The sequence below is a fragment of the Chryseobacterium sp. MYb7 genome (assembly GCF_002979455.1).
Taxonomy (GTDB): Bacteria; Bacteroidota; Bacteroidia; order Flavobacteriales; family Weeksellaceae; genus Chryseobacterium.
Window position 1 is genome coordinate 31,944 of record NZ_PCOU01000022.1, and the last position, 20,805, is coordinate 52,748.

Consider the following 20,805-nt stretch of genomic DNA (forward strand, 5'->3'; position numbering starts at 1 on the left):
TTTACTTCACATCAAACCCTCTTTCAGTACCTGAAAGAGGGTTTTTAATATCAATTTTTATCCTTTTTAGTTGGCGGGAACGCTGTTGAAATTTAGCGCTACTTTGATGTTCATATCCGAAGAAGTCTGATTCTTCAATTCGTAAACCGTTCTTACAGTCAATCCTGAACTTTTTACAATCTCATCCAGATATCCTGTATCATTAAGATCCAGATTCAGACTGGAAGAATTGGTAGATATGTTAGAACGCGATGCGATCAGTCTTTCTCCTGTTCCATTAGATGAAACATATATTTTAACGGTTTTAAATGCGCTCAGATTTCCTCCTGACGGTGATGCCACGGAGATTTTTGCGTCTGAAATTCTTACGTCTTTAATCTTTGCGTTGTTATTTCCTCCGAACCATGTCTGTACATTGGTAGCCGTTGCTGTGGAAGATACTTCTTTATCTGCAGGAACTCCTGTAGACACCAAAACATTCGTTGTGTATGGAAATGTATTCTGAACCAGCGACTGTACGGTTCCGCAGCTTACGAGTACAGCTGAAGTGGCCATTGCTGTTAGAACTATATTTTTCATAATTTTAAATTTTAAGCTTAAGTGTATAGTTTGCAGAAATTATACCAAATTAATCTGATCTTATTCTATACTTACCGTAAAACTTCCTTTGGTATTTCCGGAAGCCATGTTACTTTTTCCGATGATAAGCCATACTTCTCCTTTTCCTGGAGTATCATAGGTGATTTCTCTTCCGAAAGGTCCGTCATAGTCTCCATTAGGAACTCTGATCTGATTGAAACGGATATTAAAGTCTTTCTCTTTCGTAGAAATTTTTGCTTTGATATTCGGGCGGTCGTAATGGGTCAGTTTTAAAACCAAGTCCTGATCGTCTTTTGTAAACTGCTCACCAATGGTAAGCGGAAGCTGAGTTGCATCCAAGGTTCTTACAATCTGTCCGTCTTTTTCATTTCTCATCACGCCTTTACGCAGTACTTCTTTAGTGACAGGAGCATTGTTAATAATTGAATCTTTTACTCTCAATGCAGCAGAATCTGCCTTTACTACAGAATCCGGCATTTCGGTTACAATGGTAGAATCTTTGTCCTGAACCGCTGTTACAGCTGGGTCTTTTTTACATGAAATAATAATCAATGGAATTAATAATAAGCTTTTTTTCATAATATTAATTTTAAAAGTGGATCAACATTTATGATGCTGAGCTCATTTAAATGCTAAAATTGTTCCAATCCGTTGAATGATTTGTTTTCCGGCTGCAATTCTTTTTCGTCATTTGTTCCTGCCCATTTGAATGTAAAGTACATAAAGTTGAGCATCAATCCCATTAAAACTGTAACGCCCCAGGTTTTGGTATATTCCATGGGATAAATTAACCGTACCACAATATCAGAGAACAGACCAAAAGGATTATTGAGCACATCCCAGCTGTTCCATCTCAAAAACCGGCCGAGATAAACTCCAAAGCTGCTCATGAAAAGGAATAATACAATTACGCTGTTAATAACATTTCTGTTACCATAATCGGAAAGCCGATTTTCGATATCTTTAAGGCTTATAAACCCACAGATCAGTCCCGTCCATGCATAAGAAAGGATCACAATGAGATCATACCAGATCGGTATATCATTTCTTGCTTTGAGATGAAAAAGATTTGTAAGAATGTAGGGTGAATTGGGAAAGAACAATATCCATACGATCATAATAAAGATGAGTGATATTTTACTTTTGATATTAAAGGCAAGAATAAAAGAACTCAGCAATAAAGGAATCCATGCCAAAAACAGGTTCCAATTGAGAAACAAAAACACTTTTGTATCACTGATATAGTATCTGAAAGCTGAGAGACCGAAACAGAATACAGTCATCAGGATCAACAATATATTAATTTTAAATCTTGGGGATTCAACAAAGCTTTTCATGATCTTTTATTGTATGGTCTGATAATACATAACCTTTGAAAGAAAGGTTTTGTTTGTTTCATTTTTCACTTTATCCTGTAAGGTCTTTTTAAGCTTCTGATCATTTTTTTCATCTGCATATTTCAGGAGTGCTTTTTCACTGAAATTGATGGATGTTAAATGATAATTGGCTGCAAAATCTTTTCTTTTCATATTCTGAGAGGTAATAAAACCGCCCCAATTGATATAACTGCACACGAGAATAGTTGCGTAAAAATACCATATCATTGTATTGACAAGGAAAATGTTTCTTTTCTGTTTTTGAATTTTTATAAACGTCAAAGCCAGCCCAACGAGTGATAAAAGAAGGAAAGCAAAAACACCCAGCCTTTTATAAGTAAATCCATAATTAATAATATACTCATAGTTTTTAAGGGCAGCGGAAACAACAAGAATAGCATTGAGGAAAATCCAGATTTTAGCTAATATTTTCAACAAACCTGCTTTTGGATCAAAATTAAATCCGGATTTAAAGTAAAACATGATTACCAGAATAGCCATCACAATAGACATGATCACGGCATTTACTCTTTCATGAGTTTCTTCGGAGAGCTGAACAGGTGTTTTTACGGCTTCATAAAACTGTTCATAATTATAGGTAATAATGAAGAAGATGAGTAAAATATTTAATAAAACAAAAGAGATTACTCCGCTCATTCTTTCTGCACCAAGATCAAGAAAGGAATAAGTCGCTTTTGGAATCCGGGAATCTTTGCTAAACTCATTATCCAGAAAATGATTGTTTTTGTAGATAAGTTTTTCCACGGCATAGTTCCAGTAATTAAAGGCGATAAAGAATCCTAAAACTGAGAGACAGAACAGCTGCCAAATATTAAGATCCAACTCATAATCTGTGAAAAGAGCTGCAAAATGATTACTTCCAGCAGAATAAATTCCAAAGAAAACGGAAACCAGCACCAACGGAATCAAAATAAAGGCAAATGTCTTCTGCCACAATCCGGATACATTCTTCTTAGGCAGCCATTCATCAAAACTAAAAAATCGGCAGAAGGAAGTACAGCAATTCACAATAAAAACCGGAACAAGAAGAAGAACTTTCATCCTTCTGTTCTTGGATTTATATCCCAATAAAAGCAATGAGCTTAACACCCCAATAAAGGATGGAAAATCTCCAAACCATGCAAATGCAATACTGGATAGAATACTCGTTGCAAAAAGGATATACAATGTTCTTGTTTTATTTTTTCCCGGTGTTCTAAACAAGGTCAGGACAGCATAAATAATTCCAAGAATTCCAAGATTCAGCCCTACATACTGATCATAAAAGACAATAACAAAGAGCAGGGCTGTAATGAATATATAATGATGTGTTTTCATAAGATTAATTATTTAAAGATTGAAAATTTAAAGGATTGAAAGATTTAATGTGGCCAAGTGTTGAGATCAGCAAAAATTAAAAATAGGTTGAGATATAAAAAAGTAACGGGGATGTTAAGCAATAATAGAAGGACAGAGTTTCCGTTTCTTTTCTTTTCGGAAACATCACTCAGGTATTCCATTAATTCATATAAAGTGATTAACAAATTCACTACAGCAGCAATCAACACATAATAAAATCCCAATATCACGAGAAATTCAGCTCTTGTCATCCAAAATAGAAGCAACAAACATGTCCCCAACAAAAAGGAGATTAAAAATGTCTTCTTCCCCATCGGACTGAATTTTACTTTTCCCATTGTATTCAATTTTAATGAAGAACTACGTTTTCTTTCTGTTGAATAAAATCCTTCACATGTTCATAATTCTGCCATAGCAGCTCTTCAAAATCCCAATGATGAAAAGCTCTCATGTTCTGACCCTTCTTATAAGCCTTGATATAAATTTTCACATATTCAGGGAGGATAATTGTTCCCAATACAATTGCTGCCAAAAGATGGGCATTGAGTTTTCCATTTCCTAAGAGTAGATACTGCATGGCAATTTCATCTTCGAAGTTGGTTCCACAGCCTGTAATCAGGTGGTGTACATCATGGTTTTCCATTTTGGGGATCATGGTAAAACCGTGTTTCCTGTAAAACTCTCCGAGCTTTCTGCCTAAAGAATCTTCCTGAAACTCCAACAACTGTTTTTCATTGAACTGCCATTGTCTTTTTTTCTTTTTGAAATATTTTCTGTATAGTTTTTGTGTTTTATCGTACACAAACAGCAGAAACTGAACGCGTATTTTTTTCATAATGTATTTATATATTTATGGATATTAATCGAAAAGACTAAGACCTATAACCGTGTAAGTAAATGCGATGGGAATGTTGGCAGTCAAAATGAGTATAGCTATCATACATTCTTTGAATTTTGATGTATTGATAGCACTATATGTCAAAAGTCCAAGTATGCATAATAAGTTGACTGGCACTCCAAAAACGATTAACAAATAGCCTGCTCCGGCAAACCAGTCATTTTTTGTAATGAATGCTCCTAAAAGGCAAAGAGTTCCCACTGAAAAAAATATTCCAAATACAGCCTTGCCTAGATTTATTATTTCTGAATCTTTCATGATTATTATTTAGAATTAATAGCAAACTTAATTTTAGTTTCCAGCAAACGGACTTCCGAAAATTCCTACGGCGAGTTCTAGCCAGATCAATGCGAGAGCCAGTAAAATGAAAACGGAGATTAAAATTCTCTGGTATCGTTTCTTTATTCTGGTTCTGACCAGATTGATAAGAAAAGCAGTTGTAAAAAGTAAAGCACCTGCAATCAGAAAATCTGATGCAGACCAGTTCACTTCTTTTGAAATGAGATTTCCAACCAATGGAATACTGAGTAAAGCCGGCGGAAGGGAATAAATTGTGCGTGTTTTTTGTTTTTGTGTCATCATTTTATCAAGTTTAAAATTATAAAGTACTTTGTAATTCAAAGTGAATTTTCAAAAAAATATAGGTCTATCGTCCCAATAATTTTTCCAATGCATCCAAATGTTCGGTAAAAGCCTGTCTTCCACTCTGTGTAACACGATAAGAGGTTTTAGGTTTTTTTCCTACAAATTCTTTTTTCACTTCTATATATCCCGCCTTCTCCAGTGCATTGCTATGGCTGGCCAGATTTCCGTCTGTTATTTCGAGCAGGTTTTTCATTTCAGAAAAATCAACCCAGTCGTTAACCATAAGAACGGACATAATGCCCAATCTTACACGGCTTTCGAATTCTTTATTGAGCTGATTTATTTTGATCATTTTACTTTATCTTATTTATTCAGCAACCATTGCTAAAGGCAATAACTATGCTTAATTCTCCTGATTCTGCTGGTTAATAGAAATTATATCGTACCTCTGTTATTTATACTTCTTATGCATGATCAATCCATACACAATATGCAAAACTCCGAAACCAATAGCCCAAAACAGCAATCCCCATCCTAGAAAAAATAAAGAAATAAGTCCTAAAATGATTTCAAGATATCCTAGATACTTTACATCTGTTAGTGTATAGCGTTCTGCAGCTACCAGAGCTAATCCGTAAAAAATAAGAGTAGCCGGCGCAATGAAAACAAAAAGATGATGATAAAGAAGTGCAAGGCAAAAGACTCCTCCTGCTATTAAAGGCACTGCAAAGGTAATCAAAAGTCGCTTTGTTGTGGCATCCCAAATCTTTAACCCTTTCTTTTTACTTTTATGGGCAGTAAAAATATAGCCGCTAAGAATAGCAACCACTAAAATAACGACTCCAATCACAACAAGTTCTTTAACCAGGGTTGGCCCCAGGATATTTCGGTCTCCATCCAAATAACTGATTCCTTCCCTCTGAAAAACAAAATACACATATACAGCACCAATAATTGCAGCCAACCCTGCAACAACTCCAGACAAACCACTTAAAGAAATGAATCTGGAAGACCGTTCCATCATAGAACGGATATGGGATAGATCTTCGTGATAGTTTTTTGAATCCATAAAAAGAACTTTGAATTACAAAGTTATAATTTATTTTCAATCCACCAATTATTTATTTTAAATTTTGAAAATATTTTTTTGCTGAAAACCTCATCGTTTATTTGCTCATCGAAATAAAAAAGAGAACCCTGCCAATAGCCGGGTTCTCCATCATATATTAAAATCTGTACGTGTTATAAAGGATTCTGAACAATCAATGGGTTAGCATTAATCTCGGATCTTGGGATAAGGAATTCCCAACGTAGATCTGTGTTAGCCACTGTCATTACATTATTGGTTACTACAGAAGAGTGATTAGCTCCTGTTCTGTCCAAACCTTGGTTAAGCCTCTTCAAATCTAAGAATCTGAAACCTTCGCCCCAGAACTCAAGTCTTCTGCTGTTAAGAATTTCCGTGATATAAGCCGCTCCTGTTGTAGTAGCTCCCGTATAAGAAGGGTTTCTGTTTTTTGCAAATACATTGAATACTGCTTTTGAACCGGCTTCATCTCCTGATCTGGCCAGAGCTTCCGCTTCAATAAGATACATTTCCGCAGATCTCATATAAGGAACATCTACTCTACTGTCTGCCTGGCTTGCTGCAAGGAATTTCTGTCCTGTATATGGGAACTTAGAATATGTTGAAGGCAGTGCAAGAGCTGTGTGTGCTCCTGTTGGATCAAAATTCTTCGTCCTGATATCTGTAGACGGGAATGACAGAAATAATTTACTATTAATAGCTTTCGGAGCCTGACGAATATTGGTAGAGTTAAAGTTTCTGGACATATAAGCCCCAAAGTTTGAGAATGAATCTCCCTGATCTGCTATAATAGTAGCACCCCACATCCACTCACCGACTCCTGCCAAGTTATTAAAGCCTGCAGTATAAGTTGCATTGTCCATCAAAGGAAATCCTGCACGAGCCGATTGGGCAGCCGTTACTGCAGCAGCATAATTCCCTTGTGTCAATGCAATTCTAGCTTTTAATCCTAAAACAACTTTGTCATTAAAATGGGATTTTGTCGCTCTGGTAATTCCTGTAAGTCTGGTTGACGCTTCATTAAGATCTTTTCCGATCTGAGTATACACTTCTTCCACTGTATTTCTTGCCAAAGGAATTTCATTAGCCACCAATCTGATCGGAACACCAAGTTGAGTATTGTTTGCTCCCGGAACATATCGCTTACCATAGATCTGAACCAACATGTAGTAGCAGAAAGCTCTGAATGCATATGCTTCACCAATTGCTGTTTTAATGGTTGTTGCATCAGCCGCCGTAGGTGCAGGAACTGAAGGACCGTTAGCGATAACCAGATTTGCATTTCTGATCAATGCATAATAAAACTGATAAGGATAAAGATCATTGGAAGCATTATCATTTACCTGATCCTGCCATCTTACGGCTGAGACATACCAGCCATTTCCTGTAGATGGAAAAACAAGGTCATCTGCCAAAGCATCCATTATAATCATAATTCCTCCTTGACCATTCTGTCCTTGATCACTTTGTCTGTAATACATATCTCTATGCATCCCATTGACAATAGCCATAAGGTTAGCAGAACTTGAATAAGCCGCTTCCTCAGAAGCTGCAGTAGTAGGATCTGCTTCAAGATAATCACTCTGACATGAAACTGCTCCTGTGAAGACTGAAAGAACAACAGCCCATTTTATATATTGTTTTGCGATATTTTTCATTACTTAATTATTTAAAATGATACATTAAATCCTATCGTTACCACTCTCGCCGGAGTATATCTATTTGTTGTTGTTCCGTTAAAGGCCTGGGACGGTTCTAACCCTTTTCTTGCTGTTTTGCTCCATAAATTCTCACCTGAAACAAGGATTTTTAATCCTGAAACTCCAAGCTGAGATAAAGTTTCAGGGCTGAAGCTATAACTTAAAGTAGCCTGTCTGAATGTAATAAAATCTGAGCTAACCAGCCATCTTGAATTGTTACCAATATTTGAGCTTGTATACGTTGATGAGTTCAATGCCGGAACATCAGTAATCTGACCAGGAGTTGTCCATCTGTCCAGAATATCTGTACTTAAAGCTCCTCCTTGTGAGTAGCTGGACATCAATGCTGCATAATTGGAATCATATGTTTTTCCACCTAGCTGATAGGTAAACATGGCAGATAATGCCCATTGCTTATATGTAATTGTTGTTCCGAAACTTCCGAATAAATCAGGGATTGCTGTACCAGAATAGTCATATTTTGCTTTATTGAAGTTGGTAGTCACTTTTTGACCGTTCACAGTTCTGATATCAGCAGCTGTTGTATTAGCAAATGCATCAGCAACAAGGAATAAAGGTGAACCATCAGCCGGATCTACCCCATACCACTGTCTTAACCAGTAATCATATATTGAATGTCCTACGGAAACTTTTTTCGTTCCATTGATAATTTCCGTGATCCCATCAGTAAGTTCTGTAACCTGGTTTTTAAGTGTGGATGCATTCGCATTGATATTCCAAGTGAAGTTTGGGGTTTTAATAACATCTGCATTAATGCTGAATTCGAATCCACGGTTATACATTGTTCCCACATTTCTACTGATTGTATTATCCGGAACACCTGCAGAAACAGGAAGAGGAACCGGGAAGATCAGATCTTCAGTCACTCTGTTATAGTATTCTACGGAACCTGTAATTCTATTATTTAAAAATCCAAAATCAATCCCTAGATCGGTTTGCTTATTAGCCTCCCAGGTGATTGAAGGGTCAGCCAAAAATCCAAATAAGATCCCAGGCTCCTGAGCATTATTATAACCTAACGTATAAGTACTTTTATACATATAATAACTGTCTGTTCTGTCATTCCCTACTTCACCATATGAACCCCTGATTTTTAATTCACTGATAAGATTAGAATTGCTTAAGAACTCTTCTCCTTTCAGCCTCCATCCTGCACCAATTGACCAGAATGAATCCCATCTTACATCTTTAGCAAATCTTGACGAGCCATCCCAACGGATAGATCCTGAAAGCAAATATTTTGATTTATAATCATAATTCAATCTTGAAAATACGCCTTCTTTTCTGTAATTGTCTGTACGGGAAGTAAGTGTTGCAGGCGTTACAAAGTTGATCAATTCATCATTATCATCTACAATCTGTCCCTTTTTATATCCGTACAGATATTCATACATGAATTTGTAGTTTTCATGTCCTAAAAGGAATTCAAAATTATGCTCTCCAAATTTTCTTTTATAGTTTAAGAGCTGGTTCCAGGTAAAGGTTTGCTCAGTAAAGCTATATTTTTCTGCCGAGCCTCCCGGAGCCGCATCTCCAATAATTTTATTTCCGTAGGTACTTCTTCTGTTATTTCTGATATCATACCCAACGTTGGTAGATAGAGTAAGATAAGGATCTACTTTAATTTCAGCATATGCTCTGGAAATGATATAATAGTTTTTAGAAAGATCTTTATTTAAAAGCGTTTCCTGAATTACGTTTCTTCCCGCTGCTGCATCTGCTCCTCTGGCGCTTCCTGCATCATACACAACATTTCCTGCATTGTCATAAAGGGTAGCAAATGTATTAGGATCATGAGCATAAGGGCTGTAAATAGGCCCCATCGTTCTTGTCCATCTGTATGGATTGATATAAGCAGAATTATTATCCACCCCTTCTACAGAATTGTTTCCGTTAGAAGATACTCCACTGATGCTTGTTCCTAATTTCAACCAGCTTTTTACTTGAGAATCTACTTTTAATCTTGCTGTAAATCTTTCAAAGTCTGATTTGATAAGATATCCTGTTTCATTGGTATATCCTACTGAAGAAAAATAGGTTGTCGTATTGCTTCCCCCACTGTAATTCAACTCGTAATTCTGTCTGAATCCGGTATTCATCAAGGGTTTTTGCCAGTCTAAATCTGTATATTTAAGTTTTGCATCCGGGTTTAAAACTCCATTCACAACTAACTGATTATCTGGAACATTAAAAACATTGGTTTTCAAAACTCCTGAAATCAGCTGCGCTGTTGCATAAGCATTCGCATCAGCGATCGTTGTACCCGGTACTGAGGTCATTCTGCCATTTCTTATTGACTCCCATATAAGCGGGTAATATTGATGAACATTCACTCTATCATATTCCGGAATTGATCTTCCAATTGCTCCGGTACTCATACTAAAATTAATAAGATCTTTCCCTCCTTTTCTTCCTGATTTTGTAGTAATCAAAACAACTCCGTTAGCTGCAGCAGAACCATACAAAGAAGTGGAAGCTGCATCTTTCAGGATATTGAATGATGCAATATCATTAGGATTGATGGCAGCAAGAGAGCCGGTATAAATAGTACCATCCACCACGTATAAAGGATTTGTTGTAATACCGTAAGAACCTATTCCACGGATTTGGATACTTGGTGAACTTCCCGGCTGTCCTGTACCGGTACTTACTTTAACTCCGGCGCTGGCTCCATCTAAAGCCTGTCCGATACTCGTTATTGGTCTGTCTGCAAATTGTTTGGCTTTAACTTCGGTATTAGAACCTACCATAGTTTCCCTTTTCTGGCTACCGTAAGCTACTACAACGATTTCATCAATCTTAGTATCCTGTGGTATGGTGTCTCGTTTTGTCTTTTGGGCTTCCACCAGATGTGCACCCACAAAGAACAGCACGGCTGTGCTTAATAATTTCATTTTCATATTTAACATATTTTAACAGTAGTTCAGCAAATATATGTAATAAAAATTGTTAAAAATACAAAGAAAATCAAACTTTAATTAATTAAATTCAATTGGTTCAAATTTTTAATCAATATTCATATATTTATTAAAAAAATATGTTAAAATTGAGTTAATAAAGATTTTAAAAAAGACCAAAATAACCAAAATACAGTTAAATTAATATTAATTTTAAACCAAAGACGCTTTTTAATTAACAAAAACACACAATACAAAGCAAAAACATCAAAATAAATTAATCCAGATATACAGATAATTAAATTTCAAAGTGATTCTTATGAAATAAGTGATTAAAACACTATAAGACATAAAAAAAACCGAAGAAACTTCTTTGTTTCTCCGGTTAATATGTGGATTCAAAACCGTTATTCTTTTTTCTGTTAAGAAGAAAATTATTTTACTCTCAGCCTTTCTTTAATAGATTCAATATTTTTCTTTGCAGAGTCTTCAAGGATAAGACTTGCACTCATATGGATTCTTGCAGGCATTAATTCATTGAAATGATCTGTCCCTTCCCATGAAACCTTTTTAATTAGCGCTAATGCATCAGTGCTTCTTGAGGCTAAAGTCTGTAAAAATTTCTCCAGTTTTTCATCCATTTCCTGAATAGAATCTGAAACAGAATGGTAGATATTATGCTGCTCCGCCCATTCTGCAGATCTGAAGTCTGCATCAATAGCCATCGCAGAGAATTGTGACTTCCCGATTTTTCTTTCTACATAAGGCCCGATAACAAAAGGCCCTATCCCAAGATTAATCTCTGTAAGCGCTAAAGCAGAGTCTTTTGTTGCAAAACAGTAGTCGGCTCCGCAGGCAATTCCTACTCCTCCTCCAGTTGTTTTTCCCTGAACTCTTACCACTACGATTTTCCCACAGTTTCTCATAGCATTTAAAACTTTTGCAAAACCACCGAAAAATTGAGTGGAAGCTTCCAACTCTTCAATGGCTAAAAGTTCATCAAAGCTTGCTCCTGCACAGAATGCTTTCTCTCCGTCACTCTTCACCAAAATAGCTTTCACCTCATCTTTTGCCCCTTCCTGAAGGATTGTTTCTGCCAGTTTTTCTAAAATCGCTCCTGGAAGAGAGTTGCTTTTGGGTGTTCCGAAAGTGATCTCGGCAATATTATTTTTAATTTCTGATGCTACAAATTCGCTCATTTTTATTTTTATTGGATTCTTACAAAAATACGAAATACCACTCTTTCTGAGAAATGTAAAAACGATAAATTCCATTATAAATGCAGCTTATAAAAGATTCCCTTTACGTAGAAATACGGAGTCTTCAATTTGGTATTTTCTACTCTAGTACCCGATTCCTATTAATCGTTCCTTTGAGCTAAGAATTAATAACCAAAAGGCGGATTCTGAAAAGCCTGTAAAAAGAGTAGGAAATTTAAAACTAAATCATATTATCATGGAAGAGTACATTGGAATTGTAAAATTATTTGCAGGAAATTTCGCACCTAAAGGCTGGATGTTTTGTGACGGAAGCTTATTAGCTATTTCAAGAAATTCAGCTTTATTCTCTATTTTAGGAACAACATATGGTGGAGACGGTATTACAACTTTCGCTTTGCCTAACTTAAAAGGACGTATGGCTTTAGGAGCCGGCAATGTAAATGCCAACGAATTTTATCCTTTGGGAGTGGTAGCGGGTACTACACAAAATACACTTTTAGCATCCAATATGCCAAGTATGGGAAGTGGATTTCAGCTGAAAGTTGCCAACACAAATGCCAATTCATCAACTCCCAGCGCCACAACATCTATAGCCATTACAGGAAATCAGGTAGGTAGAGATTTCAATGCTGTTACAAGCTATGTAAACAATGTTAATCCTGACACTGCAATCAATGCTCAAAGTATTGTATATGTAGGACAAAATATACCTGTAAATAATATGCCGCCTTACCTTGGCTTAAACTATATTATCTGCGTGGAAGGCATCTATCCTTCAAGAAGTTAATATTTATAATCACCTAACATTTAAAACAAAAATCATGAAAAGCACTACTTTTTTAACCATTTGTAGTCTGCTCATTTCAATTTTTTCATTCGGGCAGACCAGTACAGAGCAATTTGAAACGGAATCGAACGGAAGTACAAGCTTCACCGATAATGGGGTCATTTTCAACATTATTTCGCATGTGAGTGTCTTTGACATCCAGGGAAATTTCCCGGGAACAGGATGGAGCGGAACAGCAAATGACAATAGATATATTGATAATTCTAACGATTCTCAATCGCCACCATCCTTCAGTATTAAAACAACTTCAAATTTGTTTAAAGTAAACAGATTCTGGATGTATCTTTCAGCATTAAATCTGGATCTTAATGTAAGTGGAACGCTGACTGTAACCGGAAAACTAAGTGGAGTAACGAAATTCACCCAAACAAAATCGACTGGTTTCGCAACAAGCTTAGGAGCCACGAACGGATACACACTTCTTGATCTTACTAACTTAAATGGTCAAAATTACTCCAATATCGTTATTGACGAATTGCAACTTACTGTAGGAGGATCATTCAGATATGTTGCTCTCGATGCTTTCACCTGGGTAAAAGATACCAATCTGGTATTGGGTACTTCGGAAACTAAAAGCATCAAGAAAGACCTGACCGTTTATCCTAACCCGACCAACGGACCTATTTCTATCACTACTGAAAAAGCAAGTGAAGCTAAAATCTACAGTCTGGATGGTAAAACGCTGAAAACAGTACAAACTCAGAAAGGAAATAATGATATCAATATTTCAGAACTTCCAAAAGGGGTTTATATTATCAAAACAGCAACGGAATCAACCAAAGTAATTAAGAACTAATTTCATACAACTTCACATAAGTTCCACATCCCTATAAAGATTCTAATTCATGAATGACAAATCCCTTTCCAAGAAGGGATTTCGTCATTTTTTCAATGCAAGAATATACTTGTCTATATAAAGTTGTTTTTCCTTTGATTTATACTGCTGAATATATCTTGGATGTTCCAGAACTGTCATTGTATCGAATAGTTTTGCTTCTGTATTTAATTTTGAAATAAAATCGGCATTCTTTTTACCAAGAACGAAAACTTCTGATGTATCGAGATTAAGACTTATGTGTTTCTTCAGAGATTCAATCATAAAATCCTTTACCGATTCGAATAGCCTTTTGTCATCATAATAATTAGCATTAAGCCATCCGTTTTTTGTCTTTCTTACGATAGCCAGCGGAAATGGAGAATTGATGTAAATATCTTTATAGAAAAGATCAGCTCCACCATATTCTTCAATCATGTCATACATAAAAACTGAAGAAACTTCATGGGTATGGGCAGATTTCATTTTTATTCCACAAATACTTTCAAGTCTTTTTGTGTCTGTAAACGGAACTCCGGTTACTCCTGCTCCATGACGGCTTGGATTGATGCCAATGATGAATTTTCTTTTAGCAGAATCATTATAGTATTGATGATAAAACTTCTGCATGACGGTCATCGTTTCCGAATTATCTAAATATGGATTCAATACCTGAAACCCCTCAGGAAGTTCTCCCAAATAGGTCAGATTTTTATTGAATTGAACAACTTTATCAGCAAAAGTTTTACTCATATTTAGTTTTTAGAAAAAATAAAATTTTCAGGTTGATCATCGTCGTCTTCCTCATCTTCATCCTCATCACTTAAAGCCAATTCGATATCAATAAACTGAATGTATAAACCACATATTTCTCCATTGGCATCATAAGCAAAATAAACAGGATAGCTGCCGTCACCAAAACCGCTAGCAAACATCGGAATCTGATAATTGGTATTTGGAACCGTCCAGCTGATCCAGTCTCCCGCTTCTCTCTGGTTGTTCGGGTTGTCTTTATAGCTTTGTGAGAAAAGTTCAGCAAAATAATCATCATAAACATTGTCAACATTTATTTCATCTACAAATTGATCTACAAAAGGAAGTACTTCTTTATCCGTAATACAACCTAAACCTGCATCCACCCCGAAACCAAAAAAATCGTCTTCAGTTACTCCTTCCAATTCTTCAATCCCGACTAATGCTTCTCTGTAAATAACAGGTTTTTCTTTGGTAAATTCAACTTTTACAACAGCATATCTGTCCCCCCAGTCTTCAGATTTTGCCACAGCAATCGTCACAGGAAAATTTCCTTTCGGAGCCTGAATAAAATAAGGTGATTGATTGGCATTTAAAGATACCAACGGATCTCTTACGACTACTTTTCCGGAAGGAAGAGAAACATTCCCGATTTCCATTGTCTCCATCTTCTGTCCCAGAATTTCATCAGAAGTAAAATACGCTTCCAGATCTGTAGGACAAACCAAAATATTTTTCACTTCTTCCCATTTTTGCATCCAGTTTTCGTTCATTATTTTTTTGAATTGATTTTAAGTTTGAAAATAATGAATAAATCTAAGGAGATCAAGCAGGAAAGGGGTTTTAACAAAAGATTATAAAAATAAAGCTGCAATTCGCAAGGAATTGCAGCTTTCGTATTGTTTTAAGTTAAAAAATCTAAGAATCAGCACATATATAACATGCTCTGGCAATATCTGGCCATCTTCCAGGAAGACAACAGGTTCCGGGAGGACAAGGATTAAGGGCACAAGACCAGTTTGGTCCTGAACCTTTAAGAGATCTCAATTCATGTCTTGAAAGTTTTTTTAAGTTTTTCATAATGGTTAGTTTTGATATTCTCTCCTACTCTATATGCTTTTCGGATTTCGCCTATTAAAGTTAATCATTTTCAAATAAAAACAAAATAACCAATTGAAATAAAACATATTACAATCAACCAACATCCTTGTCAAGGGTAATCGTCCATTAAAAAATCCCTTTCAATTACTGAAAGGGATTTTAAACTTATATTTTACTGAATTAAATCAATCCAAACTGTTGGAAGTGGTGGGTAAAATGCTTTTTGTGCATCAGTTCCCACATTTCTTTATTCAGTTTTCCAAAAACATAATTCATGTGTTCTGCCTGTGGATTTTCTTTGTAATAGATCACAAATTTCTTTACGTTATCTATGAATGACAGTTTTGCTGCTTCAAGATTTTTGTGGGTAAGTTCAGGAAGTGAACCATCCTGCGGAAGAAACGGAGCGGTAAATTCTTTCGGCATTGCTCTGTGGTTGTAAAGAGAATCCTGCCATTTTTCAAGATTTTCTTCCGGGGTAAAGCATTTTTCTGCTTCCGGCTCTCCAAAACTTACCAATACTGCTTTCTCTAGATGCTCGATCATCTGTTGCGGAGACATTTTTCCCCAAAGAGGAGGAGTACTTTCCGTTAATCCGTTCAATATTTTCTGAACGTTTTTCACACTCAGATCAATGAAAGGAGATTGTTTTGCCACCAATGTTAAAATTGTTGCTACACAAACTACCTCATCTCTTTGGTTTACTACTTCAACCAGCCATTTTACAACACCGGAAGGAATATTTCTTCCTTTTACTCCCCTGTTGATTTTTTCTTTTGCGGTTAAATACACCGTAATAGTATCTCCGGCATATACAGGTTTGAAGAAGCTACATTCTTCCAATCCGTAATTAGCAATAACAGGCCCTTTTTTCCCTGAAACGAATAATCCCGCTGCTGCTGAAAGAATGAAATATCCGTGAGCAACAGTCTTATCGAAGATAGTACCCGATAAACTTGTAGCATCTGTATGAGCATAGAAATGATCCCAAGAAACATTGGAGAAGTTGACGATATCGGCATCGGTAACTGTTCTACCTGCTGTTTCTAAAGAGTCTCCAACTTCTACTTCCTCAAAATATTTCTGGAAAGGATGTTTGTCTGAGAATTTTTTCTCTGCTCCTTGCTGATAGATCTTGGTAATCGCTTTCAATACATCTGGCGACCCCTGGATTGCTGTTTTCTGTAGGAAGAAATGAAGACCGCTTAATCCGCCCATTTCTTCTCCACCACCTGCTCTACCAGGACCTCCGTGCATCAATGTAGGAAGTGGAGAACCATGACCTGTGCTTTCCTTGGCGTTATCTCTGTTCAGTACAAAGATTCTTCCGTGTTGGGAAGCCATTTTCCATGAAGTTTCTGCGATAAAATTCTCGTCATGAGAAATAATAGATCCTACCAAACTTCCTTTTCCTCTTTTTGCCAGTGCTGCTGCTTCTTCAGCATCTTTATATGGCATTAATGTAGATACCGGCCCGAAAGCTTCTACATCGTGAGAGATATTTTTTTCGAAAGGCTTGTCGTTCAGGAATAATTTCGGGCTCATAAATGCTCCGTTTTCATAGTTGGCATCTACCAGCTCGTGTTTTCCGTCATAGACAAGTTCTGTTTCTGATTTTAATAGATTTACTTTTCTCAGAACTTCTTCGTACTGCTGTCTTCCTACCAAAGATCCCATTTTGGTTTCTCTGCTTAAAGGATTTCCGATTTTCGTTTGATCTAAAGCTTTAGACAAAGCATTCTGAACATCACCGATCAAGTGTTCAGGAACGATAATTCTTCGGATTGCAGTACATTTCTGTCCTGCTTTCGTGGTCATTTCGTTACGAACTTCTTTGATGAATAAGTCGAATTCAGGAGTTCCCGGTTTTGCTTCCAATCCAAGGATAGAACAGTTCAATGAATCTGCTTCCATATTGAAACGAACTGCGTTTCCTGCAATGGATGGAAGTGATTTTAATTTTCTTCCTGTAGTTGCCGAACCTGTGAACAATACAGAGTCTCCGTCCTGTACATAATCTAAAATATTTCCTGGTTCTCCGCACACTAACTGCACAGCTCCTTCTGGCAATACTCCGCTTTCAATCATATCCTGAAATACAGTATTGGTAAGATAAGATCCGAAAGGAGATGGTTTTACAATAGAAGGAACTCCAGCTAATAAGGAAGTGGATAGTTTTTCCAACATTCCCCATACTGGAAAGTTATAGGCATTGATCTGCACAGAAACTCCTTCACTAGGCGTTAAAATATGGGTTCCTAAAAAAGTTCCATTAGCAGAAATCTTCTGAGTGTCTCCATCTACCCAAAATGAAGTATTGGGAAGCATTCTTTTTGCTAATCCGGAATAGGTAAAGAAAGTTCCGAAACCTCCTTCAATATCCACCCAAGAATCTACGTGGGTAGCTCCTGTTTTGTATGATAGATCATAGTATTTTTTCTTTCTTTCCAACAGGTAAAGTGCTACTTTTTTCAGCATTTCCCCACGGTCGTAGAAAGTCATTGAAGAAAGGTTTTTATATCCTACGGTTCTTCCGTAGTCAAGAGCCTGTTCAAAATTAAGCCCTTCTGTATCGGAAACAGCTACCTGCTCTCCTGTAACGGCATTGTACAAAGGAACTCCGCTTCCGGTACCTTCTACCCATTCTCCGTAGATATAGTTTTTTAACTTTTCCATAAAATATTTAATTTATCAATGTAGCAGTATAACAATTTACCAATTATTGGTTATTACGAATTTATTGTTACATTTTTACATTAGTATATTGTTACATTTATCTTTTATTTCGGTTCCTGATAGGGAAACATTTTCACTAATCCTTCATATAAACTTCTGTGAAGAATGGTTGCATGATTGTCTGTTTCCATCATTTTATATTCTAATGTCCAATTTTTCTTTCCTGCCTTTTTTAAAACATCATAGAAAGCTTCAGCATCTTTTATCATTATCGGATGTTCACCTTTTCCAACAGAAACATACACAAACTTTTTAGTATCCGGGGATTTTGAAAGTAGTTGTGGAGCCTGTTTTAAAAGACTTTCATCATCCCACCACAAACTTGGACTGATGATAAAATAGTTATTGAACATTTCCGGTTTTTTCAAAAGAATTTCTGTTGCTAAAAGCCCTCCCAAAGACTGACCGAAAAGATATTTGTCTGTCGTTTTAAACTGACTTTCTACGTAAGGTTTTAATTCTTTTTCAACGAATGCAATAAACTTATCAGAATGTCCTGTTGTAGGATAATCTTTCTGTAAGTCTTTTAAATCCGTATGAAAAGTAAAATCTCTTTTTCTGTCTACATTAGCAACTCCCACCACAATGGTTTCAGGCATGGAATACATCTGATTAAAGAATTGTACTAATCCTGTAACGTGAATAAAATCTTCGTTTATACTTCCATCTAATAAATAGATCACCGGGTATGATTTTGTTTTATCATATCCCTGTGGAAGATAAATATTCAGCGTTCTGTCTTCATTTAACGTTTTGGACTTAATGGTCCTCACTTCTCCTATTGTAAGCGGTTTTGTAGCAACCGCCTGTGCTGACAGTGTACTACCTACCGCCAACATTATGCTGCATGCAAGCGCAATTTTTTTAATCATATTTAATTGTAATGGTTATTATTTTATATCATCCCAGATGCTGTAATCCACAATTTTGGTTGGGATCTGCTGAACATATTCTGTAAAAGGTTCACAAGGAAGTATGGCTTCTTTTCCTTCTCTTGCCAGCTCCTGATATAGTTTTGTTCCTTCTGTTTTCCAGTGAATCATTTCGTCAGATACATCACGGATCACTTTTGCAGGGCTTCCAACGATCAGTTTTCTTGGTTCACATCTGAAATTGGCTGGCACAAAAGCCAACGCTCCCACAATACTTTCATCACCAATATAGGCTTTGTCCATTACCACAGAGTTCATTCCGATCAGACAGTTTTTTCCAATATGTCCGGAATGAATAATCGCTCCGTGTCCAATGTGTGCAGATTCTTCCAGAATGGTTTCTATATTCGGGAAGACGTGAAGCGTACAATTTTCCTGTACATTAGCCCCGTCTTTAATGATAATTTTTCCCCAGTCGCCACGGATTACTGCATTGGGACCAATATATACTTCTTCACCTATTTCTACGTTCCCTATAATCACTGCCTGCGGATGAATGTAAGCAGTTCGTTTTATAATGGGACGAATCCCGTGGTATGAGTAGATGTTCATATTTTTAATTTGAAAATTTGAGAATGAATTAATTTGAAAATTAATTATGTCTTTAAACATTTTCAAATTCTCAAATTAACTCACTTTCAAATTAATTATACTTTTTCGATAACCATTGCATATCCCTGACCTACACCGATACAAAGGGTACACAATGCATATTTTTTATCCTGCTTCTCAAGTTCTATTGCTGCAGAACCGACAATTCTAGCTCCGGAAACGCCCAGTGGATGGCCGATTGCAATAGCACCTCCGTTCGGGTTTATTCTTGCGTCATCATCTTTTAAACCTAAGCTTCTGGTAACAGCCAGTGCCTGCGCTGCAAATGCTTCATTGAGTTCGATGATATCCATATCTTCCAGAGAAAGGTTTAATCTTTTCAATAGTTTTTGGGCAGCTTCTACAGGTCCGATTCCCATAATTCTTGGCTCAACACCTGCCACGGAAGATCCCAGAATTTTTGCTTTTGGTTTCAACCCATATTTCTTAACAGCTTCTTCACTTGCTAAAATCAAAGCTGCAGCACCATCATTCATTCCTGAGGCATTTCCTGCCGTTACTGTTCCTTCTTTTCTGAAAGCCGGACGAAGTTTTGCCAACCCTTCCATTGAAGAAGTAGGTTTAATGAATTCATCTTTTTCGAAAACGATTGGATCTCCTTTTCTCTGAGGAATCTCAACTTTTACAATTTCTTCTGCCAGTCTTCCGCTTTCCTGAGCTTTTGTAGCTTTCTGCTGAGACCAAAGGGCAAATTTATCCTGATCTTCTCTGTTGATCTGGTGCATGTCTGCTAAATTCTCTGCAGTTTCTCCCATTCCGTCAACCCCATATAATTCTTTCATTTTAGGATTGATGAAACGCCATCCGAAAGTAGTATCAAACATCTGGCTGTCTCTTCCGAAAGCAGCACTTGGTTTTGACATCACATAAGGAGAACGTGTCATATGCTCTACTCCTCCTGCAATATAAATTTCTCCTTCTCCGGCAGCAATGGAACGGAATGCATTCGCCACAGCAGACATTCCTGACGCACATAATCTGTTAACAGTTTCCCCTCCAATTTTGTAAGGAAGACCTGCTAATAAAAGTCCCATTCTAGCAACGTTTCTGTTATCTTCTCCTGCCTGATTGGCACATCCGAAAATAACGTCTTCAATTTCTTCCACAGGAACTTCAGGATTTCTTGTTACTACTTCTTTAATAACAATAGCAGCCAGATCATCGGCTCTTACTTCTGATAACCCTCCCTGCAGTTTTGAGATGGGAGTTCTGACATAGTCTATGATGTATACGTTGTTCATTTTTATTTGCTTTAGGCTTTAAGCTA

At 36.6% G+C, this 20,805-nt stretch carries 21 protein-coding genes; 2 read left to right on the forward strand and 19 right to left on the reverse strand.

The window, feature by feature from the left end; translation table 11 throughout:
- Window positions 1–66 precede the first annotated feature (66 nt).
- From CQ046_RS16580 to CQ046_RS16640, 12 genes are all read right to left on the reverse strand, one after another.
- The gene (locus CQ046_RS16580; RefSeq protein ID WP_105703348.1) at window positions 67–579 is read right to left on the reverse strand and encodes a hypothetical protein; all 513 of its coding nucleotides are present in this window, start codon (window positions 577–579) and stop codon (window positions 67–69) included.
- 60 nt (window positions 580–639) lie between these two features.
- Window positions 640–1,179, reverse strand: a complete 540-nt coding sequence (locus CQ046_RS16585) for a hypothetical protein (RefSeq protein ID WP_105703349.1) — start codon at window positions 1,177–1,179, stop codon at window positions 640–642.
- A 53-nt stretch (window positions 1,180–1,232) separates the two neighbouring features.
- Entirely contained in the window at window positions 1,233–1,937 is a 705-nt protein-coding gene (locus CQ046_RS16590; RefSeq protein WP_105703350.1) for a DUF1361 domain-containing protein, read from the reverse strand.
- Between the two features lie 6 nt (window positions 1,938–1,943).
- Window positions 1,944–3,314, reverse strand: a complete 1,371-nt coding sequence (locus tag CQ046_RS16595; RefSeq protein WP_105703351.1) for a DUF4173 domain-containing protein — start codon at window positions 3,312–3,314, stop codon at window positions 1,944–1,946.
- A gap of 370 nt (window positions 3,315–3,684) precedes the next feature.
- On the reverse strand, window positions 3,685–4,170 hold the full coding sequence (locus CQ046_RS16605; RefSeq protein WP_105703353.1) for a Coq4 family protein: 486 nt from the start codon (window positions 4,168–4,170) through the stop codon (window positions 3,685–3,687).
- Window positions 4,171–4,194: 24 nt separating this feature from the next.
- Window positions 4,195–4,491: a hypothetical protein gene (locus tag CQ046_RS16610; protein ID WP_105703354.1), complete on the reverse strand. Its 297-nt coding sequence runs from the start codon at window positions 4,489–4,491 to the stop codon at window positions 4,195–4,197.
- 33 nt (window positions 4,492–4,524) lie between these two features.
- On the reverse strand, window positions 4,525–4,815 hold the full coding sequence (locus CQ046_RS16615; RefSeq protein WP_105703355.1) for a hypothetical protein: 291 nt from the start codon (window positions 4,813–4,815) through the stop codon (window positions 4,525–4,527).
- A 64-nt stretch (window positions 4,816–4,879) separates the two neighbouring features.
- Window positions 4,880–5,170, reverse strand: coding sequence for a winged helix-turn-helix domain-containing protein (locus CQ046_RS16620; RefSeq protein ID WP_105703356.1), 291 nt, complete (start codon window positions 5,168–5,170; stop codon window positions 4,880–4,882).
- 99 nt (window positions 5,171–5,269) lie between these two features.
- Entirely contained in the window at window positions 5,270–5,887 is a 618-nt protein-coding gene (locus CQ046_RS16625; protein ID WP_105703357.1) for a hypothetical protein, read from the reverse strand.
- A 173-nt stretch (window positions 5,888–6,060) separates the two neighbouring features.
- Entirely contained in the window at window positions 6,061–7,563 is a 1,503-nt protein-coding gene (locus CQ046_RS16630; RefSeq protein WP_105703358.1) for a RagB/SusD family nutrient uptake outer membrane protein, read from the reverse strand.
- Window positions 7,564–7,574: 11 nt separating this feature from the next.
- A complete protein-coding gene (locus CQ046_RS16635) occupies window positions 7,575–10,526 on the reverse strand; it encodes a SusC/RagA family TonB-linked outer membrane protein (RefSeq protein ID WP_228406980.1) in 2,952 nt (983 codons plus the stop codon).
- Window positions 10,527–10,957: 431 nt separating this feature from the next.
- Window positions 10,958–11,722: an enoyl-CoA hydratase/isomerase family protein gene (locus tag CQ046_RS16640; RefSeq protein ID WP_105703360.1), complete on the reverse strand. Its 765-nt coding sequence runs from the start codon at window positions 11,720–11,722 to the stop codon at window positions 10,958–10,960.
- A gap of 256 nt (window positions 11,723–11,978) precedes the next feature.
- Here CQ046_RS16640 and CQ046_RS16645 point away from each other — a divergent pair, with 256 nt between their 5' ends.
- Together CQ046_RS16645 and CQ046_RS16650 are read left to right on the forward strand one after the other, a co-directional pair.
- On the forward strand, window positions 11,979–12,530 hold the full coding sequence (locus CQ046_RS16645; protein WP_105703361.1) for a phage tail protein: 552 nt from the start codon (window positions 11,979–11,981) through the stop codon (window positions 12,528–12,530).
- Window positions 12,531–12,564: 34 nt separating this feature from the next.
- Entirely contained in the window at window positions 12,565–13,386 is an 822-nt protein-coding gene (locus CQ046_RS16650) for a T9SS type A sorting domain-containing protein (protein WP_105703362.1), read from the forward strand.
- A gap of 84 nt (window positions 13,387–13,470) precedes the next feature.
- On the opposite strand, the gene CQ046_RS16655 is transcribed toward CQ046_RS16650, so the two are convergent.
- The 7 genes from CQ046_RS16655 to pcaF form a co-directional block, all read right to left on the reverse strand.
- Window positions 13,471–14,157, reverse strand: a complete 687-nt coding sequence (locus tag CQ046_RS16655) for an SMUG2 DNA glycosylase family protein (RefSeq protein WP_105703363.1) — start codon at window positions 14,155–14,157, stop codon at window positions 13,471–13,473.
- A 2-nt stretch (window positions 14,158–14,159) separates the two neighbouring features.
- Complete coding sequence (locus tag CQ046_RS16660) at window positions 14,160–14,930, reverse strand: DUF4241 domain-containing protein (RefSeq protein ID WP_105703364.1); 771 nt, start codon at window positions 14,928–14,930, stop codon at window positions 14,160–14,162.
- A 145-nt stretch (window positions 14,931–15,075) separates the two neighbouring features.
- Window positions 15,076–15,237, reverse strand: a complete 162-nt coding sequence (locus CQ046_RS23650; protein ID WP_165790536.1) for a bacteriocin-like protein — start codon at window positions 15,235–15,237, stop codon at window positions 15,076–15,078.
- Window positions 15,238–15,438: 201 nt separating this feature from the next.
- Complete coding sequence (gene paaZ, locus CQ046_RS16665) at window positions 15,439–17,934, reverse strand: phenylacetic acid degradation bifunctional protein PaaZ (RefSeq protein ID WP_105703365.1); 2,496 nt, start codon at window positions 17,932–17,934, stop codon at window positions 15,439–15,441.
- 104 nt (window positions 17,935–18,038) lie between these two features.
- Window positions 18,039–18,866, reverse strand: coding sequence for an alpha/beta hydrolase (locus tag CQ046_RS16670; RefSeq protein ID WP_105703366.1), 828 nt, complete (start codon window positions 18,864–18,866; stop codon window positions 18,039–18,041).
- 18 nt (window positions 18,867–18,884) lie between these two features.
- Entirely contained in the window at window positions 18,885–19,478 is a 594-nt protein-coding gene (locus CQ046_RS16675) for a transferase hexapeptide repeat family protein (RefSeq protein WP_105703402.1), read from the reverse strand.
- 95 nt (window positions 19,479–19,573) lie between these two features.
- Window positions 19,574–20,779, reverse strand: a complete 1,206-nt coding sequence (gene pcaF, locus CQ046_RS16680) for a 3-oxoadipyl-CoA thiolase (RefSeq protein WP_105703367.1) — start codon at window positions 20,777–20,779, stop codon at window positions 19,574–19,576.
- Window positions 20,780–20,805 lie beyond the last annotated feature (26 nt).

What these genes read in the sequence shown, in the direction of transcription:
- CQ046_RS16620 (WP_105703356.1), bottom strand. Translation starts at nt 5,170, where the DNA reads ATGATCAAAATAAATCAGCTCAATAAAGAATTCGAAAGCCGTGTAAGA.
- paaZ (WP_105703365.1), bottom strand. Translation starts at nt 17,934, where the DNA reads ATGGAAAAGTTAAAAAACTATATCTACGGAGAATGGGTAGAAGGTACC.
- CQ046_RS16650 (WP_105703362.1), top strand. Translation starts at nt 12,565, where the DNA reads ATGAAAAGCACTACTTTTTTAACCATTTGTAGTCTGCTCATTTCAATT.
- CQ046_RS16590 (WP_105703350.1), bottom strand. Translation starts at nt 1,937, where the DNA reads ATGAAAAGCTTTGTTGAATCCCCAAGATTTAAAATTAATATATTGTTG.
- CQ046_RS16655 (WP_105703363.1), bottom strand. Translation starts at nt 14,157, where the DNA reads ATGAGTAAAACTTTTGCTGATAAAGTTGTTCAATTCAATAAAAATCTG.
- CQ046_RS16670 (WP_105703366.1), bottom strand. Translation starts at nt 18,866, where the DNA reads ATGATTAAAAAAATTGCGCTTGCATGCAGCATAATGTTGGCGGTAGGT.
- CQ046_RS16645 (WP_105703361.1), top strand. Translation starts at nt 11,979, where the DNA reads ATGGAAGAGTACATTGGAATTGTAAAATTATTTGCAGGAAATTTCGCA.
- CQ046_RS16595 (WP_105703351.1), bottom strand. Translation starts at nt 3,314, where the DNA reads ATGAAAACACATCATTATATATTCATTACAGCCCTGCTCTTTGTTATT.
- CQ046_RS16605 (WP_105703353.1), bottom strand. Translation starts at nt 4,170, where the DNA reads ATGAAAAAAATACGCGTTCAGTTTCTGCTGTTTGTGTACGATAAAACA.
- CQ046_RS16630 (WP_105703358.1), bottom strand. Translation starts at nt 7,563, where the DNA reads ATGAAAAATATCGCAAAACAATATATAAAATGGGCTGTTGTTCTTTCA.
- CQ046_RS16635 (WP_228406980.1), bottom strand. Translation starts at nt 10,526, where the DNA reads ATGAAAATGAAATTATTAAGCACAGCCGTGCTGTTCTTTGTGGGTGCA.
- CQ046_RS16610 (WP_105703354.1), bottom strand. Translation starts at nt 4,491, where the DNA reads ATGAAAGATTCAGAAATAATAAATCTAGGCAAGGCTGTATTTGGAATA.
- CQ046_RS16615 (WP_105703355.1), bottom strand. Translation starts at nt 4,815, where the DNA reads ATGATGACACAAAAACAAAAAACACGCACAATTTATTCCCTTCCGCCG.
- CQ046_RS16585 (WP_105703349.1), bottom strand. Translation starts at nt 1,179, where the DNA reads ATGAAAAAAAGCTTATTATTAATTCCATTGATTATTATTTCATGTAAA.
- pcaF (WP_105703367.1), bottom strand. Translation starts at nt 20,779, where the DNA reads ATGAACAACGTATACATCATAGACTATGTCAGAACTCCCATCTCAAAA.
- CQ046_RS16640 (WP_105703360.1), bottom strand. Translation starts at nt 11,722, where the DNA reads ATGAGCGAATTTGTAGCATCAGAAATTAAAAATAATATTGCCGAGATC.
- CQ046_RS16675 (WP_105703402.1), bottom strand. Translation starts at nt 19,478, where the DNA reads ATGAACATCTACTCATACCACGGGATTCGTCCCATTATAAAACGAACT.
- CQ046_RS16580 (WP_105703348.1), bottom strand. Translation starts at nt 579, where the DNA reads ATGAAAAATATAGTTCTAACAGCAATGGCCACTTCAGCTGTACTCGTA.
- CQ046_RS16660 (WP_105703364.1), bottom strand. Translation starts at nt 14,930, where the DNA reads ATGAACGAAAACTGGATGCAAAAATGGGAAGAAGTGAAAAATATTTTG.
- CQ046_RS23650 (WP_165790536.1), bottom strand. Translation starts at nt 15,237, where the DNA reads ATGAAAAACTTAAAAAAACTTTCAAGACATGAATTGAGATCTCTTAAA.
- CQ046_RS16625 (WP_105703357.1), bottom strand. Translation starts at nt 5,887, where the DNA reads ATGGATTCAAAAAACTATCACGAAGATCTATCCCATATCCGTTCTATG.